Origin of the sequence: Candidatus Merdisoma sp. JLR.KK006 (genome assembly GCF_036941035.1) — a bacterium.
GTDB lineage: Bacteria > Bacillota > Clostridia > Lachnospirales > Lachnospiraceae > Laedolimicola.
Window position 1 is genome coordinate 1 of record NZ_JAYMNS010000058.1, and the last position, 7,710, is coordinate 7,710.

The window sequence follows — 7,710 nt, forward strand, 5'->3', positions numbered from 1 at the left end:
GATACCAGTTCAGTCCATCCTTAATCGGATCCATTGCAAGCCATGTTCGGTTGTTGGCATCATAGTACCTCGCCTCCGCAAAGTAAATGTCAAGGGTCATGTCATAACTCATAGAATGCAGGATCTTGTTTCCCTGCCAGTCGGAAATTTAAGTGCAGTATTATTTCACAAGGCACGCTATTGTTGAGCTCTTACCTTTAATACACCCCCTTCTATGCATCAAACATTTTTATTATTTCATTTGTCTGCCTAGAAGGGAGCATATGAGTTAATAAGAAAACTAAAAGTATAACGATTTTATTACGTGCTAACTAAAATTCCGTTATTTTATTTAATTTACTAATTATAACTTGAAGTCTTTGCTCCAATTCTAATATTGAATCCCTATCCTGTTTTAGGCTAAATATGTAGTTCCCAACATCTTCATGCCAAATTAAATCATATTCTGTAGAGTCCTTACGCAACTTTATGATACTATAAAACATGCCATCTATCTTTTCATCTAATCGCATTTGATATTCTTGTTCAAAAAATTTTGCAACAAGATCATTTCCATCACAATAGTCAAAATTAATTAATAAATACTCTACTCTATTGTCTTCATCCTTATTTACATGCTTTACTATCCTTATGTCCATTTTCCTCCTCCCCTATTCTACTCCTAATGACTGATTTACACTTGCTCTAGAATGCTGTGAGCTTTCTATAATTGCTCTATAGACATCATCTCCCACCATTCCCTTTTTGATCTGCTTTTCAACAATCTGCTCCCATGTAAGATTAGGATCCGTTATATACAATGACTCAGCAAGCGCACGATCTGACATTAATTCTCTAGCTTGTGTTCTAAACTGATTTCTTAAGTCAAATGCCTGTCTTGCTTGTTCCTCTAATGATAAATTTTTATCAATCAAATCAGGTATTTTAGATTCTTGCTCTAAATACCATCTTCTTGCATCGACATTACTTAAAGTTCCGGATTCTAAACTACCCTCATTTACACTGGAAACTTTCACCGGTCTACCAGCATAAATACCTACACCCAATATTGCTATTCCAGTAATAATATTTCCCCATCCATTCTCCCAGTAATATGTTCCTTGTTTTCCTATCTCACTACTATTATTGTACCAGTTACGAATTGCCCTTATATTATCTGGTGTGAGTTCCGGGGTATCAAGATCAAACTCTGCATATTGTGAAATTAAAACAGCACGCAAGGCCGTCATGGTTTCTGCTTCATATGTACCAGTCCGCCCTGTTCCAATTAACGCCTGCAATGTATATAACCGTGTATTAGCATAGCCAAAATAGTCAAAATAATCATAATCTTGCGCTAATGTAATGATGGTCATATTCCTGCTCTTGGATTCTTTTAAAAGCATCTTATATGCAGTTGTCAGATCATCTTCATTCTGCCACCAATGTCCCTGGAAGAAATCTTTCTGCCGCCAAAACAGTGCAGGTTCTATCTCACTTCCTGCCAGCAAAGCCTGCTTAGTGCTCGTCACGGTTCCCCATAAACCTAATGGATCATAATAAGTGGTCGGATTGCTATAGCAGTACTGATACCAATTCAGTCCATCCTTAACCGGATCCATCGCAAGCCAGCTACGGTTGTTGGCATCATAGAACCTCGCCTCCGCAAAGTAGACGTCAAGGGTCGTGTCGTAGATATGGCCCGTGAAAGTAGCGAACACGTAGTTGCCGTGGTCATTGTTCAAAAGCTTGTTCGGGCTTTCTGGCATTCCCCAGGTGTCGTAGATTAATTCTGCGAAGCTCTGGCCGTTGGCCTTGGTATAATACCGGGTGTTACCCATCACGTCCTCATGGACGTACAGGGTCCGTTCCCAGTTGCCCTTGTCCGTGAACTGTTCGATTCGCTCGCTTCCGGCGTACACGTGCTTCTGCTCGTATTCAAGCTGGCCGTTGCCCTCGGCAAATACCATCAGATCATCGTTCTCGAAGCTGGTGTAATCAATTACGTAATCACGAGTATAGACCTTTCCGGCATGGGTGGTCTGGGTGTTGTTGATCCGGAGGCCCAGTCCGTTATAAGTGTAGGCTGACTTGTCTCCCTTCCAGTTGGTGCCTTCCACCATGCGGTTCGTTTCGTCGTAGATGTAGGATCGGCTGGCTTTCTTGCCGATTTCCGCCGTACGGTTGCCCCGCTTATCGTAGGTGTAAGTGTAGCTCTCGTTGCCGTCCTTTTTCTGTACTAACTGATTCAGCTCGTTATACTGATAGTCTACCACATGGTTCTTACTCTTTTCAAGCACCAGGCTGCCTAACGTATCGTAAGTGTAAGTGGTCGTGGTGCCTGCGATGTTGCTGGTAATCATGCGGTTCAGCTCGTCGTAGGTATACTTATGGGTTCCCTTGTTGGCCTTGTTCGCCTGCTTATCCGTATTGTCTTCCGTTCCCGGATTGTCCGGCTTCTCCGGCTTGTTGGGATTATCCGGCTTCTCGCCCTTTTCTCCACGGTTCAGTCCCGGAGGCATATGGCCGCCTGGGTTGACGATGTTGCCGTCCTCGTCCTCGGTCTGTCCTGGAGGAACCTGGCCGTTTCCGTCCCCGTTGCCCTCTATGGTGGCATCCTCTTTTCCGGTCTCCGGCTTGCTGCTTTCCAGAAGTTCCGGCGTCTCTGCTTCGGGTTCCAGTGTTTCTGCTCCCGCTGCAGCGCTTTGAAGCTGTTCATTCAGCTCTTCTGCCATATCCGCCTGGTTTCCAAGAACGATTCCTGCGGCTGTGCCAGCCGTGGGATCCGGAAGTGCCACGCTGTTGACAATGGACGTCTCCGTGCTTAAACGTTCGGTATCCACAGAAGGAATCTCTACTGCCGGTGCTTCCAGTGTTGTCCGTACGCTCTGTGTATCCGGTGTGTTTTGTGTGTCTTGTGAACTTGTTGTGCCGGAGTTTCCGCCCTCTAACAGACTGTCTAATACATTCGCTGCGTGGGAAAGTGCTCCTGAGATAACGGCGTTGTTTCCATTACCATTGTTTCCGTTTCCATTGCCGTTTCCATTATTCCCATTACCATTACCATTGCCGCTGGTTCCGCTCTGCCCGTGGTTGTATTGCATCTCACTTAAGCGGTTTCCTTCTGCGTCCCAGCCGTAGGTGGTCTTGAACAGCTTCTTGCCGCCTAAGTTGTACTCGTCCATCTCGATGATCTGATCACATTCATCGTAGAAGTAATAAGCGGTCTCGTAGTTGGGGTATTCCTTAAAGGTCTTGTTTCCGTTGGCGTCGTATTCAAACTTGGTAATGCCCCCGTCGAAGTCCTTCATCTCCACGATCTGGTTTTCCGCATCGTAATAGTAGTCTACCTGGGTTCCGTCGGGATAGCCCTGGACGGTCTTGTTTCCTACGTTGTCCCAGCCGTATTCCACTTCCCGGCCATTGTGATCCGTTACCTTTACCACACGGTTCAGAAGATCTCTTCCGATGGAGGTTTTACCATTCCAATCATCCATCTCGATCAATTCGCCCGTGCCGTTGTAGGCGTAGGATGCAGATTTGGCATCGTTGTAATTGATATTGCTTACTAAGTTGACGGGGCTGTACTCATATTCGGTAACATAGCCGTCCTCATCGGTCTTTTGGATTAAGTTGCCGTTGCCGTCATAGACGAATACCTTTCCGTCGCCCTTGGCGTTGACCTCGGTTTTCACAAGGCCCCTGTGGTCGTAGGTATAAAGGGTCTCCTGGTATTCATCCACCTTGTGGGTCTTATCTACCCTGTGGACACGTATCTTGGTTAAACGATCCATGGAATCGTAGGTAAAGGCGCTGCTGGTTCCGGCTGCGTCTATGGTTTCCACGATGTTTCCATTGCCGTCTAAGACGTACTTTGTGGTGTTGCCGTTCCGGTCCTTGACCGCCGTGATCCGGCTGTCCTTGTCATAGGTAAAGGACTTGGTATTGCCCTTGGGATCCGTCTCGCTGGTGACACGGTTCAATGCGTCATAGGTATAGGTGTAGGTCTCGCCGTTCCGGTTGGTGACGCTGATCCGGTTGTCGTTAGCATCGTAAGCATAGGTCTCGCTGTTACCCAGGCCGTCCGTGTATTTGGTCAGATTGCCCTTGAAGTCATAGGCGTATTTACGCTCCACGCCGTTTTCATCGGTTACGGATGCCACACGGTCCATGGGATCGTAAGTGAAATACTTATAGTTGCCGTAAGCGTCCTTGATTCCCGTTACCCTCCCCTTGGCATCGTACTCGTATTCGGTTACGGCTTTATCCTCATTAACAACTTTCGTAATTCGTCCTAAAGCATCATAGGAGAACTCTACTCTTCCTCCTTCTTCATTGACGGTTACGGTCTGGCGGTTCAGCGCATCGTACTCTGCGGTACGGCTGTTACCCCTGGGATCCGTTACCTTGATTAAGTTGCCGTTTTCATCGTAGGCGTAAAGGGTGGTGTAGCCTTCGCCGTCCGGATTCTCTACAACGGTGAGATTGCCGTTGGCGTCATTCTTGCCGGAATCGTTCAATACATACAGGACGATTTGCTCCGCATGAGTAGTGATGGCAAAAATTTAATTCTGCCATCACTTAATATTTATATACTGATAATTACTGACTAAGACTAAGACTTCCCACACCGTTAAGGTGTGTTGAAAACCTGGTGAGTAGCCCATTTTAGATATGGGAAGTCTTAGTAATATATAGTTTTTGTGCATTTTTCTAAACGTATGATACTATATTTGACACAAAACATTTACTATTACATTCGCAATATTTATGACATTTTTAGTCCAAACAACCATATTGCTTATTAAAATACTCTGCAGCTTCTTTTAAAAGTATTCTTTCTTCTTCAGTAGCATAAGCGATATAAACCAGACTTTGTGAAATCACCATATACCAATCTCTTTCTTCTTCCGGAAGCTTGGCATAATACCGTACAGCCTCTTTCCTTGATGCAAATGGCCAATAGGGGACTCCCGAAAGAATGGTTCTTTTTTTATCTTCTTCTGTCTGCAATAAATATATATATTTTTGTAATTTAAATACCTTTGTATTAATAGGCGAACGTTCAATCCAAGATGGAATTTTATATATTTCAAAATCATTTTTAAAATAATCTTCAATCCTGGAAATTTCCTCTTCTTTTCTTAGTTCATTCTTCTCCACTCTGGTTATATCATATTTTATTCCACATATTAACAGAATAAAAAGTATTCCTATTAAAACATATTTCATTTTACTGCGCTGAAGCTGTCCCCACAAATTCATCATACCAATGGTAATCTACAATATAAACCATTTCTCCTTCCCTTAGTTTTTCAAGTATACGATTACTAATCTCTTCCTCTGAAACTGGTTCAAGCCATTTTACAACTTCTCTTCCCACTGCATTATTATGGAAATCCATAGCTGTATGTTCTGCTCTTGTAAACCCACCCCCGTTATCTCTCGCCATAACATCAACTGGCCATGCCTCATGAGCATCTGTCCATCCTTTTGCATTGGTTGCTCCAATGTTTTGTGTTAATAATGCATTCCACATCGCATGTCTATATGCATTAGCAGCATCTCCATCTTGCCAATGGGGAGGAAGTGCGTCTCCAATATCTTGATAATAAATACCAAACACCTTATTAGTCCATCTTTCAGCTTGCCTACCTGCTAAAAAAACATGTACAGCTTGTCCCGGATCCATCGTTATTAATATAGCTTCATCATCAGTAATTTCTGTTCCCGAAATTTCAAAAACTTTATTTTTTATAAATTCAACTAAACTTCCAGAAACTTGACCACTTCCTGTTAATTTTGATTGTTTACTTCCTGTTGTAGTCCCCCACAATCCTAATGGATCAAAATAAGTGGTCGGATTACTGTAGCAGTACTGATACCAGTTCAATCCATCCTTAATCAGGTCCATGGCAAGCCAAGTGCGGTTGTTAGCATCATAGAACCTCGCTTCTGCCAAGTAAATGTCAAGGGTCGTATCGTAGATGTGGCCCGTAAAGGTCGCAAACGCATAGTTGCCGTGGTCGTTGTTCAGAAGTTTATTCGGGCTTTCCGGCATTCCCCAGGCGTCGTAGGTTAATTCTGCGAAACTCTGGCCGTTGGCCTTGGTATAATACCAGGTGTTACCCATCACGTCCTCATGGACATACAGGATCCGTTCCCAGTTGCCCTTGTCCGTGAACTGCTCAATCCGCTCGCTCCCGGCGTACATTTCCTATATATGGTTCAAAATATTTATATACATAATCTAACTATGCCATACCTGACATGCTTTCCAAAGCAGATGTTGTTGTACCTGCCTTTTTCGCCAGAGCCTCCCCTAATTGTATTAAGCCTGTACCAGTACTCGTTGGATTTTTGCCTTAAGGTTAAACCACGATTCAAATGCCATAATTGCCATCAAATAATCAAGTTTCGTATTAAGATCAACCGATATATTATACAGTTTTAACATAAATTCTTTTGAAACAAAATCTGTTGATGGCAAACCTCTCTCATCCAATCATACTCAAAAGCTGCAAAAATTAAATCTTCCCTTGTTATTCCCAAATCCCAAACCAGTGAAGCATATTACCTATAACTTTTCATTATTAAGTGCCATTAGAAATGTCATTATAATTTTATCAATAATACACGCCTTGTAATTTTACAAGTATAAACTGTTGGGAGGTTGCTCCGATACTGATTATCAATCCATCTGGCATAAGGTAAAAACCATAATCCATTTCCTTATTTTTGAGACCATTTATAATACGTTCATTTTTCAATTCTTGTTAAAGGTGTAAAGTCTTCTTTCCCAACTTTTTCATATTTCGTATTCGCTGTTTGGAAACATAATCAGTACGTAATCCCCTAAATAATAGTCTATGTCTATACTTATTACTACTGCATCAGGTGCCATATAAAAGCCATAGTTTGATATAAGATTTTCTCCATTTAGTCCTGATAATAACATTTTATCTTTTCTATTCCGAATTCCCTCTAATACAAATTGATAAGTTCTCTTGTCATTATTATAAACCAATGGCGGACACATGACATATGGTGATTTCTTAATTTTTTGCACCAGGGTTTCATTTATTTCCATGAAGTCATCCAGCTTTAATACAGTTTCCGTTTCTAAATCTATTGTTATTCCATGTGCTGCTCCAAATCTCATTTGTGCATTCTCAAAAGCCGTCCTGCCAAAATAAAATACGCTCAGTATCCGTTCTGTTTGTAGTGTCACTGCATACTCAAGATTTCCCACCATTTTATCATCTGGCCCCAAAGACGCTCCCAAGGCATTTGTTATTTGAGTTTTAATTAAATCCTCATAAATTATTGTATTAATCCTTTCTTGTTTCGCCCAATCTTCCATACCTTGAATTTGAGGGTATTCAAAATATACTCTGTCCTCTTCCGTATAAACTGAGGCGACTATTTTGTATCCGCATTCTCTGCTTTTTTCATTTTCTAAAAGGGAACCGTGCCTTTCCCACATTTTCACGTTCTTCTGCCACGATGCTTCTATATTAACTATCCCCTCTATCTTACTTATTTCCTGTTTACTACTTTTTGCTCTTTTTAAATGGCATAATTGGGGTATTTCAATATTCCAATTCCCTGAAGATAATAACACTCCTTTATCATGGTCCTTGTTTCTTCCAAGTATAACGCATCCTATTATTCCTAATATCGCTGCGAGCAATGTTAATTTTTTTTTCATTTTTTGCACCTTTGTCAAAA

Annotated in this window: 5 protein-coding genes; all 5 read right to left on the bottom strand. The window is 42.1% G+C overall.

The window, feature by feature from the left end:
* Positions 1 to 311: 311 nt before the first annotated feature.
* Positions 312 to 638: a hypothetical protein gene (locus VSQ61_RS22275; protein WP_334346510.1), complete on the bottom strand. Its 327-nt coding sequence runs from the start codon at positions 636 to 638 to the stop codon at positions 312 to 314.
* Positions 639 to 650: 12 nt separating this feature from the next.
* Complete coding sequence (locus tag VSQ61_RS22280) at positions 651 to 4,499, bottom strand: RHS repeat-associated core domain-containing protein (RefSeq protein ID WP_334346511.1); 3,849 nt, start codon at positions 4,497 to 4,499, stop codon at positions 651 to 653.
* A 259-nt stretch (positions 4,500 to 4,758) separates the two neighbouring features.
* Positions 4,759 to 5,142: a hypothetical protein gene (locus VSQ61_RS22285; RefSeq protein ID WP_334346512.1), complete on the bottom strand. Its 384-nt coding sequence runs from the start codon at positions 5,140 to 5,142 to the stop codon at positions 4,759 to 4,761.
* Positions 5,143 to 5,212: 70 nt separating this feature from the next.
* Positions 5,213 to 6,112 carry a DUF6973 domain-containing protein gene (locus tag VSQ61_RS22290; protein WP_334346513.1) on the bottom strand — a complete coding sequence of 300 codons (900 nt, stop codon included), beginning with the start codon at positions 6,110 to 6,112 and terminating at the stop codon, positions 5,213 to 5,215.
* 675 nt (positions 6,113 to 6,787) lie between these two features.
* Positions 6,788 to 7,710 (bottom strand): hypothetical protein (locus tag VSQ61_RS22295; protein ID WP_334346514.1); only part of this gene is annotated, 923 nt, incomplete at its 5' end.